The following is a 12,329-nucleotide window of genomic DNA, read 5'->3' on the forward strand; positions in this document are numbered from 1 at the left end:
GGGGTTTAAAGACGTTTTTTAAGTATCAGACTTACTCCCAGCGCGAGCAGTAAGAGTGCGCTCAAAAAGACGGTGATACCCGTCCACCCAAATGAATGCCAGAAGAATCCCCCCAGCGTGCCAGCCAGGCTTGACCCCAGATAATAAGAGAAGAGATACATTGACGATGCCTGACCCTTCGCACGCCGTGCCCGTTGACCAATCCAACTGCTGGCTACCGAGTGCGCCGCGAAAAAGCCAGCGGTAAAGAGCATCATCCCGCCAAAGATAGCGAATACCGGTGTCAGCGCCGTTATCCCCAGTCCTGTCAGCATCAGGAGGATAGAAATGCTGAGTACGGGGCCGCGTCCGTAGCGAGCCGTTAATGCTCCGGCTTTTGGCGAGCTGTAACTTCCGGTGAGATAAACCACGGAAAGTAAGCCCACTACCGCCTGACTGAGTAAATACGGTGGGGCTAACAGCCGATACCCAATGTAATTAAACAGGGTAACGAACGCCCCCATCAGTAAAAATCCCTGAAGGAACAGCAGTGGCAAACCCGCATCACGCCAGTGCAGTTTGCTATTCAGCAACAGCGTTTTCGGCCGTAACGATCCGGGGCGGAAATGGCGTGATTCGGGCAGAATACGCCAGAAGGTTATCGCCGCAATGAGCGCCAGTACGCCGATCGTGCCGATGGCAACCCGCCACGGGAAGTAGTCCGTCAAGACGCCACTGACCAAGCGGCCACTCATGCCACCAATCGAGTTACCGCTGATATATAACCCCATCGAGAACGCCAGCACGCTTGGATGAATTTCTTCACTCAGGTAACTCATGGCGACCGCTGCGACACCGCTTAGCGACAAGCCAATCATCGCCCGCATGATCAATATGCCATTCCAACTGGTCATAAATGCGCAGATTACGGTACAGAGCGCAGCCAGCATTAAGGACACGACCATGACATTCTTACGACCGATGGTGTCGGAGAGCGGGCCGGTGAACAGTAGACCAAACGCCAGCATCACGGTTGATACGGAAAGCGACAAACTACTGGTAGCCGGCGAGATACCGAAATCCTGAGACAGTACCGGCAGCAGTGGCTGAACACAATACAGCAGGGCAAACGTCGCTAATCCGGCAGAAAACAGCGCCAGCGTGACACGGATAAATTGTGGTGTACCACGAGCAATATAAGGGGTTTTGCCCGACACTTTCAGGGCAATATCATCTGCATCGTCGGCCGCAGAAAGAGGCCAGTCGTTTGGTGCAGAGGATGGCAGGTTACTCACAATAATTCCTTACCAGAAAAGGCAAATCAGGCGTAAAACAACTGTAGGACGATCATAGAAGAGTGATATTATTTTGTATAATATATTAATAATCATGATTGATATGTTTAAAATATGAATATTGAACTCCGCCACCTTCGTTATTTTATTGCGGTCGCCGAAGAGTTGCATTTTGGCCGAGCCGCAGAAAGATTACGCATTTCACAGCCGCCGCTGAGCCAACAAATTCAAATACTGGAAGAGCAGGTGGGGGCGAAACTGCTGGCGCGCAACAACCGTAATGTCCAGCTCACTCCTGCGGGCGAGATGTTCCTGAAAGAAGCCTGGTCAATTATCAGCCAGGTCGATCAGGCGGCGGAGCGAGCTTCTCGTATTCAACGTGGCGAAATTGGGGAATTAACGATCGGCTTTACGTCATCTGCGCCGTTTATCAAAAAGATCTCCAGTAGCCTGCTGCGTTTTCGTCAAACCTACCCGGAAGTGCATATTCAGATGATGGAGCTCAACACCAAACAGCAAATTGAACCACTGCTGAACGGTAAGCTTGATATCGGCATTATGCGCAATAACCCGTTGCCGGAGGCACTGGATCACCAGTTGCTATTACGTGAGCCGCTGATTGCCGTCGTACAGGAGTCCCATCCCTTAGCGCAGCAGGACGCAGGGCGAGCAATCAACATCACACAACTGGCGAATGAACCGTTCGTTTTCTTCTCCCGTGCGGTTGGCACCGCGCTGTATGACGATACACTGACACTGCTGAAACGCTATGGCATCAGCCCCTACATTACGCAAGAAGTGGGTGAGGCGATGACCATCGTCGGGCTGGTGTCGGCGGGGTTGGGCGTGTCCATTTTACCGGCGTCATTTTTGCGTATTCGGGTCGATGGCGTGAAATATTTGCTGCTGGAAGAAGAGGACGCCACAACGGAAGTCTGGCTGGTCACCGCGCGACATCATCCGCAAAGTGCGGCGGCTAAAATGCTAATGTCGCTGATGCTGGGTGGATAATCGTTAAAATATGCGCGCTAAATCACATAACGAATCAAATATTTGACGAGTTTAGTGAAAAGCCCCACCATACCCGCAGTTTTTTTATTTTGCAGCGTGAAAAATAGTTATGCCGCAATAATAAAGATAAATTTTTCAACAGCAGTGCCAGATATAATACGAATGCGTAGGAGCCAGGTTTGTGATTGCCGACGGTCAACCAGGACACATCGATCAAATCAAACAAGTGAATGCCGGAGCGGTGTATCGGCTGATCGATAAGTACGGCCCGATATCACGTATCGAACTGTCAAAACGCGCTCAGCTCGCCCCCGCCAGTATTACCAAAATTGTCCGTGAACTACTGGAAGCTCATCTGGTGCAGGAAACCGAATACCAGGATGTAGGCAGCAGAGGGCGCCCTGCGATCGGCCTGATTCTGGATACCGAAGCCTGGCACTATCTTTCCGCCCGCATCAGCCACAATAGCATTTCATTGGCGCTGCGCGATCTCAGCAGCAAGCTGGTTGTGGAAGAGGATATCCTGCTTCCCGCAGAGGCGCCGCAGCCGCTGCTTGACCGTATTCTGAATGAAATCGACCAGTTCTTTATTCGTCACCAGAAACGGCTGGAGCGATTAACTGCAATCGCGATTACCGCGCCGGGCATGATTGGCGCCACTAAAGGCGTTATTCATCGGATGCCGTTCTATGACGTTGAGGAAATGGCGATTGGCCCGGCGCTGGAACAGCGTACGGGGCTACCGGTGTATTTGCAGCACGATATCTGCGCCTGGACGATGGCCGAAGCGTTATACGGCGCGGCGCGCGATTGCCAAAATGTGATTCAGGTGGTGATCGACCATAACGTTGGCGCGGGTGTGATTACCGGCGGACGCATCCTGCACGCAGGAAGCCGAAATCTGGTTGAAATCGGACACACGCAGGTCGATCCTTATGGCAAGCGTTGTTATTGCGGCAACCATGGCTGTCTGGAAACGGTCGCCAGTACGGAGAATATGCTGGAACTCGCGCAGCAGCGTATGAATACGTCAATGAGTTCACTTCTACATGGGGCGCCGCTTAGCGTTGAGAACCTGTGTGACGCCGCGCTCAGGGGCGATCAGTTAGCCAAAGATATCATTAACGATGTCGGGAATAACGTAGGCCGAATCGTCGCCATCATGGTGAATCTCTTCAACCCCGATAAAATTCTGGTGGGTTCCCCCCTGAATAAAGCGGCCAGCATTTTGCACCCTGCCATTTTAGGCTGTATTCAACAGCAGTCATTCCCTCCCTATAGCCACAACATCCAGGTGGAAGCGACCCAGTTCTACAATCAGGGTACGATGCCCGGTGCTGCACTGGTAAAAGACGCGCTCTATAACGGATCGCTGCTGGTTAAACTGCTACAGGGGTAACCATAAAGGCGTAGACCAACAAAACATTGCGCTAACGCAAACCGCCCGAATGAGGCATAGCCTAGACTTTCACGCTTGGAAAGCATTTTAGCTGTGCTTGTTTTTTGGTATTCAGGTGGTCTGGAGTTATCCCATGTTGAAACGTATTTTTGTCACTGGTACTGATACCGCCGTTGGCAAAACGGTGGTATCCAAGGCGCTACTGCAAAAACTGGCGCTGGCAGGCAAATCGGTCGCGGGCTATAAACCGATAGCGAAAGGGTGCGAAGAGACGGAAGCGGGCCTGAGAAATAAAGATGCACTGCTGCTACAGGCGGCCTCCACGCTGGAATTGCCCTATAACATGGTGAACCCCATCGCACTGCGAGAGGATGAAATCAGCGCCAGTGAAGGAACGATTGATTACTGCATGATGACGCAGGGTCTGCGCCACATGGGCGAGGCGGTCGATGTCGTGGTGGTTGAGGGCACGGGCGGATGGCGGACGGTCATGAACGATCTACGTCCCTATTCCGAGTGGGTAGTACAGGAACAACTGCCCGTTGTGTTGGTTGTCGGTATTAAGCTGGGCTGTATCAGCCATGCACTGCTGACGGCGCAGGCGATCATTAACGATGGTTTACCGCTGGTCGGCTGGGTCGCTAACCGTATTAATCCCGGACTGGCGAATTACGCTGAAATCCTTCATGTCCTGCGGAAAAAAATTCCGGCACCACAGCTGGGCGAATTACCTTACTTACCCCGTGCCGAACAGCGGGATCTCTCGCCTTATATCGATCTTTCTGCCATCAGCGACTAATTCCTGTCGTCTTCAATTCCCGCTTCTCTGCGGGAATACATTTTCTCCGTCACGCCACCTGTTATACTCACTGACAGTTTTTCTTCTTATCCTGAAAATATAATGAAAACAGAGAATAACCAGCAGCAAACACCTGTCCCACATCGCCATTGGATTTTGATTGCCTGTATGCTGGCCATGTTTACGGCGGCGATTGAGGTGACGATTGTCGCCACGGCGCTGCCTACCATCATCGCGGATTTAGGCGGGTTTTCCCTGTTAGGATGGGTCTTTGCGGGTTATTTGCTGACGCAGTCGATCAGTATCCCGATTTATGGCCGCCTGGCCGATCTCTATGGCCGCAAAAAGATTTTCTTTTTCGGTATGCTGGTATTCCTGCTGGGGTCGGTTTTGTGCGGATTTTCGACGCAAATGGGCTGGTTGATTGTCTTCCGTACCTTGCAAGGACTGGGGGCCGGTGCGATAACCCCGATTGCGTTCACTATTGTTGCCGATGTCTACAGCTCGACCGAACGCCCGAAAATACAGGGTTATCTGTCCAGCGTGTGGGGTGTTTCCGCGATTATCGGCCCGCTGCTGGGGGCGTTTATCGTCCAACACTTCAACTGGGCGCTGGTTTTCTGGGTCAATGTACCGATTGGGCTATTTTCCATCTTCCTGCTGGCTCGTTACCTGCCGACGATCAATGCCGTGCGCCAACATCAGTTGGACTGGATGGGCGCGTTCTATCTGGTGGTGTCCGTCGCCAGCCTGCTGATGGCGCTGCTACAGGCTGAGGTGTTTGGTTACTGGGTGATCCCGCTGCTTGCGATCTCTGCCGTGGGCTGCATTCTGCTGGTTCGACAGGAAAAGCGCACAGCAGAGCCGCTGTTCCCGCTAGCGCTCTGGCGCAATCGGGTCATTATTGCCGGTAATCTAGGGGGGATTAGTGGTCGGAGCCGCCATGATGGGCGTGAGCGCCTTTTTACCGACGTTTATTCAGGGCGTGATGGGCAAAACGCCGCTGGAAGCGGGCAGTATATTGGCGATGATGTCGATTGGCTGGCCGCTGGCCAGTACGCTGAGCGGACGCTTAATGCTGTGGACATCTTACCGCTTTACGGCAATGCTCGGCGGCGTTGTGCTGATTATCGGTAGCCTGACGCTGTTAACCGTTCAGCCAGACAGTAATCTCATGTGGGCGCGGCTTGCGGCATTTTTGATCGGTTCGGGAATGGGGCTAAGTAGCACAACGTTTCTGGTGTCGATACAAAACTCGGTGGACTACTCCATCCGCGGCATTGCGACGGCCTCCGCCATGTTTACCCGCATGCTGGGTTCCGCGTTGGGCACGGCAATCCTTGGTGCCACGCTGAACATCAATCTGCACTGGCGATTGCCGGACGTGAGCGATCCACTCCAGACGCTCATGGATCCGGCCAGGCGCATCCTGTTAAGCGTAAACCAGCTCGATACGCTGGCATCGCAAGTCGCTTCATCAATCCACGGCGTATTTATCGTTTCCGCACTGATTGCCGCCATCACGCTACTTTCCGCCAGAATGATTCCGGCAAGCCAGCGGCCAGAGCAGGCCGAAACCAGACAGAAATAACGACGAAAGAAAAGGCGCAAAAAGCGCCTTTTTAACATCTATATTGAACATCCAGAGGAAGGGCTACGGTGTGGTTGTCGGCTGGCCTTCTGCTGGCGCAGGCGCACTTTCAGTATTGGCGTAGCCCTCGGCATGACGGCTGTAAACAATCTTGTGCGAATCATTCTCACAGTGACCAACCACCAGACCACCGGCCTGATTCACCTGATCGTTCGGGACAATATCCAGCGTAAAACCAGATTCTGGCACGCCATTGGCGATGATTTTCTGAGCAATATCCGCTTTCACGCTTTCGCAAGATGCCTGTGCAGCCAACGGAGCAACCAGGAATAACGCGGCACCAAAAATGACGGTTTTTTTCATCTTTTGATCCTTTTCTCTGAAAAAAGTCTCTTTGAGTATATCAAACGATGAAAATAACGCGAAAAAGCAGCGAAATCAGGCCATCAATGATGGCCTGAAGAACGTTAAACGCAGGGGCCGGTGGCGCAGCCATACATCATGAATAGGGGAAAAAGGACAACGGCCGGAATCATGAGAGGGGCAAGTAACACCTCTTTACCGGAATTATCGCTGCTATTGATCACCACTGGAATGGGCTGTGGCAGGCGGCCCGTCGTTGTCGGGCTGACCAGTGAACCTTCTTTCTGACTGAATGTGCCACTCGCGCTAAAGGTGACTTCACCTTTTCCCATTGTCGTGGGAATGTTCGCCGAGAAGAGTTCGCGCAAATCGACTTTCTGCTCTTTGGTCAATCGGCGAGTATCAATCACGTTTTTATACTTCGCGTAAACCTGGCCATTACGGAGAGAAAAATCGACCCTCACACCAAGGATGATGTCTTTGTAATCACGATAAAACGCGTAATAGTCCTGATACTCTTTTTGTGCTCTTGCGTCGGAGAATTTATAAACGTAGGTATCGGACTCAGCAACAATCGTTCCGTTGTTATTGGTGATAGCCGTGATGTTGTCCGTCTCTGGGTACGAGTTTGCACACGAGCTGACTAGTAGGCACATGATGAGCACGCCCCATAGTTTGAGGTGAAAAGCGCGTGAAAATAATCGAGCTGAATCCATATTCATCCTGATGCACTCCATTTTCTGGATATATCCGTCATACTTCAAGCTGCTTGTGCGTTGGCCGCCCTTACTCACCCGAATCACTTACCAGTGTAAGCTCATCGGGATTCCTTCCCTTGCCGCCTTCCTGCAACTCGAATTATTTAGGGTATAAAAGCCAATGTTGCCATGTGATAAAGCGATAATCGTTGAATTGAAAGGGAATGTCATCTTTTGATGATCGGGGGGATGTGCCGTAATACGAAGAAAAGGGGGAAACCCACGCCGGAAGGCGTGGGTGAGGAATCAAGGGGCAACCGGGCGGCCAGTACGGCGATCGAGACAGCGTTCGGTCGTGTTTTCCCAGTAAGCATTGACGTTGTAGCTGGCGTTGCATTTTTCACGCCCATCAATGGCTTTTTCCGTTTTATCGAATTCTTTCTCTACGCGGTTATTCACTTTATTGCGCAGTGAGCGGGTTGATTCCCATTGCTCTTTGCTTTGACGCGCCGCTTCTTTCGACAGCGTGCTGTCGCCGGAATCGACAATGATATGGCGCGTATCTGCCAGTGCGGCAGGCTGCCAGGCAGCGGAAACGATAACCAGAGAAAGCGGGATGAAAGCCCGAATCAAAGAAGAAAAAGAGTAGTGGTTCATGTTTCACCTTGACAGAACGAATGATAAAAACAAACGCCGATGCTGCAGAACGATAACATGCGCACGGCAAGCGGTAGACAACAAAAGGCGACCGCCGTTCCCTGTAACCTTCGCGCGTCGTGCAAAACGAAAGGTTGCCTATAACAGAAGTATACATCCTTCGCTTCAACGGCACTATAACCGTGCTGCATCAACCGTGCCGCGCCGCGCGACAAGGATTATCGCGCCAATAGAAAAGGGCATGAAACCGACGTTCATGCCCCGATTTTTTTCGCCGTGGTGGCTATCAGCCTTCGCGGTGTACGCTTAAACCGGCAAAAGACTGGCTGACCGGCATCATTTCCAGTGTGTTGATATTGACGTGTGCTGGCAAGGTGGCCACCCAGAAAACGGCTTCGGATACATCTTCGGCCGTCAGCGGTGTTGTGTTGTCATAGGTTTTGCTGACTTTCTCATCGTTGCCTTTGAAGCGCACGGCCGAGAACTCGGTTCCACCGACCAGACCCGGTTCAATATTCGTGACGCGAATTCGGGTGCCAGACAGGTCGGCACGCAGACCCAGGCTGAACTGCTGCACAAATGCCTTGCTGGCGCCGTACACGTTACCGCCTGCGTATGGCCAGTTGCCCGCAGTAGAACCGATGTTGATGACATGCCCGATATTACGTTCCACCATGGCAGGCAGCAGCGCACGTGTCATAAACACCAGACCTTTATTGTTGGTATCGATCATATTTTCCCAATCATCTACCGAGGCTTTATGTGCAGGTTCCAGACCCAGCGCGAGTCCGGCGTTGTTCACCAGCACATCAATAGTCCGCCATTCGGCTGGCAGGGTGGCAACCGCCTTTTCAATCGCCTGACGATCGCGCACGTCCAATTTTAACGTATACAGCGCATCACCTAATTCTGCCTTCAGCGCGTCCAGACGTTCTTGACGGCGACCCGTTGCGATCACTTTATGACCTGTGCTAATAAATTTACGTGTAATTGACTCACCAAACCCAGCCGTTGCACCGGTAACAAAAATAATCATACTTTTATTTCTCCCTGACCGTTTTCATATTCTGCTTGTGCCTGATATCACTATAAATAACGAAAGGCATGCGAATCATTTAGCCGCGCAATTTCTCGTGGGTCAAGCGTTACTCGGGTTTCAACGATGTGGCTCAGGAAAAATCGCCCCTCAGAACGAGGGGCGAATGCCGCGCTACCGCAGGCGATAAGGCAGGTATGACGCGGGGTTAAATCCAGTTCTTGCTACGGAATTCGCGCATGGTATCCGCAACCCACTGCATTTCCTGCTGTGTCCCTAACTCTTTTTGCTGTAGGTAATAAATGCCGAATCGTTCATGGATGCGAGTGCAGCATCCACGCCGCTAAAGTTGATTTTCTCACCCGCGACATACCTGCCCATCAACGCGATAACGTTAAGTAAAATACTATTTTCTTACGACACGTTTTCCTGTGTGGCGGGATATTTCAGCTTTTTTGTGTACCGATAAAAGATAAAAAAAATTTATTTATTCATCGGGTAATTAAACCAAGCAATATGAATTACTTATGTGAAGGTTCCACCATGACGCATGAAATGATGCACCCTGATGCACTTGCCCTATGAGGTAGCGAGGAAAGCATCACCTTTCCTGATTGTCAGCTTCTACGGCAGCGTACAGGCGTTCAAGAATATCGGGAAACGCAGACTGCACACGGTTCCAACTCGGTACAAAGGGTTTATCACCAGGGCTATCGCTATAAGCATGACCGTAAAAAGTGATCACATCAGAGAATAATTCGACTGCCGACTCTTCTTTATGCCGATCAAAGCTCAGGCCGTTCATACGAGCGTCATGCTCGAAAGCATCGATCATATCAAGGGCGTTTTGACGGAAGTCGCGTATTTCTCGATATACTGTTTTTTATCCAGATCCGTATATTCGCCAATAGCATAATGATCTGGCTACTTTCCTGTTCGCGATGGGATTAGCGGACGCTGCTTTTATCCTGAAACGTTTTACGCCAGTCGGTCGGGCTCACGCTAAAACGCTGTTTGAATTGCTGGCGAAAGGTTACCGCTGACTGAAACCCGACGCTATCCGCAATCGCTTCGATGGAGTGGGAGGTCGATTCCAGCAATACCTGGATCCAGGATAAGTCGCTTTCGCTGCCAACATAGGATCAATCAAAAACGTTTTTCCACCAAATTCCAATTGCAGTGTCACATTGCGAATCTGCGTTATTTTCATCTTATCGCTTCCTATCAGGTTAACTGGCGGTGCCATTATGCACCAAACAGCAGCAGTATAAGAATCTGACAGAACGCTAACAGTGGCCTGAATGACACACTTCGATGAGTTTAGGCCAATTTATCTCAGGCAGGATGTTTATCATCAAGTTGCTTATCATCGGGCGGGTTATCTATTGCTGTCTTCATGCACACTAGCTATCTTAACCAACTGGCTATATTAACCAACGTGCTGTTTCATCACTGAAAAGGACAATTTCATGCCCCATATTGATGTCAAACACTTTCCAAGAAACCTGTCTGAAGAAGAGAAGAAAGTCATTGCTGAAGATCTTGCTGCGGTTCTGAAGAAGCACTTCGGTTCTTCTGACGATTCGCTTTCTGTCGCGTTCAACGAAATTCAGCCCGATCTCTGGAAGGATGAGGTTTACGATCCGATCATCAAGCCGCAGCTGGATACGTTGGCGAAAAAACCGGGATATTCGTACTAAGTCTTTGTTTTACTCCCATCCCTGCGGGTTTCCCCCGTAGGGCTAAAAAAGCTATTCACGGTAAATCCTTGCAAATACGGGCACCTGAATTTATTGTTATAACATAACAATAAATTCAGGTGCCTGTGCTTATCTGCGCGGGCTATCCAAGAACGTCTATTCATGTATTCGATAGCGTTACAAGCCAGAAAAGGATGCGAATAATGTCTGAAGTTTCCCAATATGAAAGGAGAGTAAAAAGCCGATAACCATTGAGGTTATCGGCTTGTCTTCAGGCAATACTGACGTAGCAGCAGCGTTACGCGTTCAACAACGGCTGAGCCGTGCTTTCAACCAGTGCCAGCAGGACTTTGACATCGTCCAGGCTAACGGTTGGGTTCAATAACGTCAGTTTCAGGCAGGTCACACCATTAAATTCGGTGACACCCACGTTGGCGCGGCCTGATTCCAGCAGAGCATCGCCAATGCGTTGGTTAAGCAGTGCAATAGTCGCATCATCTGCTGTCGCCAGTTGCTGCGGACGATAACGGAACAGTACGCTTGCCAGCTGTGGCTGCATCACCAACTCCAGCGAAGCGTGTTCAGCCACATACTGTGCAACCTGCTGCGCCAGCGTGACGCCGTGATCGATGATCGCCGCGTACTGCTGTTGACCTAACGCTTCCAGACCCATCCACAGTTTCAGCGCGTCAAAACGACGCGTCGTCTGCAATGACTTAGACACCAGATTCGGAACGCCCTGCGCTTCATCGAACTCAGAGTTCAGGTAAGCCGCCTGATAGCGCATCAGTTCATAGTGGCGGGCTTCTTTCAGCAAGAATGCACCACAGCTGATGGTCTGGAAGAATTGCTTGTGGAAATCCAACGTAATGGAATCCACCAGTTCAATACCGTCCAGATAATCGCGATACTTCTCGGACAGCAGCAGGGCGCCGCCCCAGGCTGCATCAACGTGTACCCAAATCTGGTGTTCTGCCGCCAGCGTTGCAATCGCCCGCAGAGGATCGATCGCCCCCGCATCCGTGGTACCCGCTGTCGCGACAATCGCCAGAATCTGCTCGCCGTTAGCTTTGGCCTGCGCCACTTTTTCCGCTAAATCGTTCAGATCCATCCGCGCGAAGCGGTCGGTTTTCACCAGCGTAACGCATTGATAACCCAGCCCCAGTAAAGCCATGTTCTTTTGCACCGAGAAGTGGGCGTTTTCAGAACAAAACACTTTAATTTTCTTCAGGTTACCCACCAATCCATCTTGCTGGATCGAATGTCCCTGACGGGCAAAGAAGGCATCACGCGCCAACATCAACCCCATCAGGTTACTCTGGGTGCCGCCGCTGGTGAACACGCCCGCGTCGCCAGACTGATAGCCAACCTGAGTACGCAGCCATTCAATCAGCTTCATCTCGATGATGGTCGCTGACGGGCTTTGATCCCAGGAGTCCATGCTCTGGTTGGTGGCGTTAATCAAGACTTCCGCCGCCTGACTGACCACCAGACTCGGGCAGTGCAGGTGGGCGACGCACTGTGGGTGATGTACCGACAGACTGTCTTTCAAAAAGTACTCAATCGCACGCTCGATAGCGGCCTGGTTACCCAGGCCCTGAGGATTAAAATCCAGCGTGATGCGTTCACGCAGTTCGGCAACGGTTTTTCCCTGATACATCTCAGGCTGTTGCAGCCACTGCATGACGGCCTGACTACTCTGCGTAATCGCTTCCTGATAGGCTTCGATACTCTGCGCAGAAGAGGCCAGAATCGGGTTAATGGCTGTTTCTACTAATTGGGACATCGTGGTCATTCGCTC

At 51.3% G+C, this 12,329-nt stretch carries 10 protein-coding genes and 4 pseudogenes; 5 read left to right on the forward strand and 9 right to left on the reverse strand.

Going from position 1 to position 12,329, the window contains the following annotated elements:
* Positions 1-5: 5 nt before the first annotated feature.
* Complete coding sequence (locus NAL19_RS10460; protein WP_263059622.1) at positions 6-1,274, reverse strand: MFS transporter; 1,269 nt, start codon at positions 1,272-1,274, stop codon at positions 6-8.
* Positions 1,275-1,388: 114 nt separating this feature from the next.
* Here NAL19_RS10460 and NAL19_RS10465 point away from each other — a divergent pair, with 114 nt between their 5' ends.
* From NAL19_RS10465 to NAL19_RS10480, 4 genes and pseudogenes are all read left to right on the forward strand, one after another.
* Complete coding sequence (locus NAL19_RS10465; protein ID WP_225084680.1) at positions 1,389-2,285, forward strand: LysR family transcriptional regulator; 897 nt, start codon at positions 1,389-1,391, stop codon at positions 2,283-2,285.
* A 181-nt stretch (positions 2,286-2,466) separates the two neighbouring features.
* Entirely contained in the window at positions 2,467-3,684 is a 1,218-nt protein-coding gene (locus tag NAL19_RS10470; protein ID WP_263059623.1) for an ROK family transcriptional regulator, read from the forward strand.
* Positions 3,685-3,817: 133 nt separating this feature from the next.
* On the forward strand, positions 3,818-4,483 hold the full coding sequence (gene bioD / locus NAL19_RS10475) for a dethiobiotin synthase (RefSeq protein WP_263059624.1): 666 nt from the start codon (positions 3,818-3,820) through the stop codon (positions 4,481-4,483).
* Between the two features lie 102 nt (positions 4,484-4,585).
* A pseudogene (locus tag NAL19_RS10480) lies at positions 4,586-6,074 on the forward strand (MDR family MFS transporter).
* Between the two features lie 63 nt (positions 6,075-6,137).
* Here NAL19_RS10480 and NAL19_RS10485 read toward each other — a convergent pair.
* The 7 genes and pseudogenes from NAL19_RS10485 to NAL19_RS10515 all read right to left on the reverse strand — a co-directional run.
* Entirely contained in the window at positions 6,138-6,437 is a 300-nt protein-coding gene (locus NAL19_RS10485) for a DUF1161 domain-containing protein (RefSeq protein ID WP_263059625.1), read from the reverse strand.
* A gap of 104 nt (positions 6,438-6,541) precedes the next feature.
* Positions 6,542-7,159, reverse strand: a complete 618-nt coding sequence (locus tag NAL19_RS10490) for a hypothetical protein (RefSeq protein ID WP_317630316.1) — start codon at positions 7,157-7,159, stop codon at positions 6,542-6,544.
* Between the two features lie 282 nt (positions 7,160-7,441).
* On the reverse strand, positions 7,442-7,792 hold the full coding sequence (locus NAL19_RS10495; RefSeq protein WP_263059627.1) for a DUF1283 family protein: 351 nt from the start codon (positions 7,790-7,792) through the stop codon (positions 7,442-7,444).
* A gap of 286 nt (positions 7,793-8,078) precedes the next feature.
* Entirely contained in the window at positions 8,079-8,828 is a 750-nt protein-coding gene (ydfG, locus tag NAL19_RS10500) for a bifunctional NADP-dependent 3-hydroxy acid dehydrogenase/3-hydroxypropionate dehydrogenase YdfG (protein ID WP_263059628.1), read from the reverse strand.
* A gap of 601 nt (positions 8,829-9,429) precedes the next feature.
* Positions 9,430-9,684, reverse strand: a pseudogene (locus NAL19_RS10505) (glycosyl transferase); the annotation flags it as partial.
* Between the two features lie 91 nt (positions 9,685-9,775).
* A pseudogene (locus NAL19_RS10510) lies at positions 9,776-9,934 on the reverse strand (helix-turn-helix domain-containing protein); the annotation flags it as partial.
* A gap of 2 nt (positions 9,935-9,936) precedes the next feature.
* A pseudogene (locus NAL19_RS10515) lies at positions 9,937-10,038 on the reverse strand (MBL fold metallo-hydrolase); the annotation flags it as partial.
* A gap of 259 nt (positions 10,039-10,297) precedes the next feature.
* On the opposite strand from NAL19_RS10515, the gene pptA reads away from it, so the two are divergent.
* Positions 10,298-10,528 carry a tautomerase PptA gene (gene pptA, locus NAL19_RS10520; protein WP_225084689.1) on the forward strand — a complete coding sequence of 77 codons (231 nt, stop codon included), beginning with the start codon at positions 10,298-10,300 and terminating at the stop codon, positions 10,526-10,528.
* A gap of 298 nt (positions 10,529-10,826) precedes the next feature.
* Here pptA and NAL19_RS10525 read toward each other — a convergent pair whose 3' ends face one another.
* Positions 10,827-12,323, reverse strand: coding sequence for a pyridoxal phosphate-dependent decarboxylase family protein (locus NAL19_RS10525; protein WP_225084690.1), 1,497 nt, complete (start codon positions 12,321-12,323; stop codon positions 10,827-10,829).
* Positions 12,324-12,329: the final 6 nt, after the last annotated feature.

Source organism: Pectobacterium sp. F1-1, from assembly GCF_025643735.1.
In the GTDB taxonomy this organism is placed as follows: Bacteria; Pseudomonadota; Gammaproteobacteria; order Enterobacterales; family Enterobacteriaceae; genus Pectobacterium; species Pectobacterium colocasium.